This is a genomic window from Herbaspirillum sp. AP02 (assembly GCF_015767275.1).
Classification (GTDB): Bacteria; Pseudomonadota; Gammaproteobacteria; order Burkholderiales; family Burkholderiaceae_D; genus Herbaspirillum.
Genome location: NZ_JADWMY010000023.1, coordinates 1 through 475 on the forward strand (window position 1 = coordinate 1; position 475 = coordinate 475).

Annotated in this window: 1 protein-coding gene; it reads right to left on the reverse strand. The window is 51.8% G+C overall.

The features are described 5' to 3' along the window. On the reverse strand, positions 1-369 hold a 369-nt coding region (locus I5R65_RS24195), incomplete at its 3' end, for a helix-turn-helix domain-containing protein (RefSeq protein ID WP_370546950.1). Positions 370-475: the final 106 nt, after the last annotated feature.

Consider the following 475-nt stretch of genomic DNA (forward strand, 5'->3'; position numbering starts at 1 on the left):
TGTTGATTTGCTCGCAGAATTGACCCTCGCCATCTGACCCACTTTCCACTGCCTTCCGAAGGCAGCTACGCGGTCATACGACCCCTCATATCCCAGCTCTTTCAGGTCCAGGAACATCTGTTTCAGGGTTCTTCTTTGCTTCCGTGATTTGACTGCCTCAGCGCTCAGCCAGGCGGAAAGTCTAGGCGCGAATTCATCGAGCGAGCTCTGTGATTGCCTGGTGGGATAGGACGGTTCGATCGCCTCGGACCGAATATAGCGACGAACAGTGTTTCGGGAAATGTCTAGCCTACGGGCTATTTCCCTGATCGAAACGCGGTCTCTGATGTACCAGCGCCGAATAATTCCAAGTAGGGCCACGTTTATCACTCCGTTCTCCCGCTCGCTGTCTTGAGCAGGATTGTGGTCTAAACATGGGTCAACTTAGGATGCAAATTTCTGGCTTAAGTGGGTCAGTTTTCGATGCAATTCAACA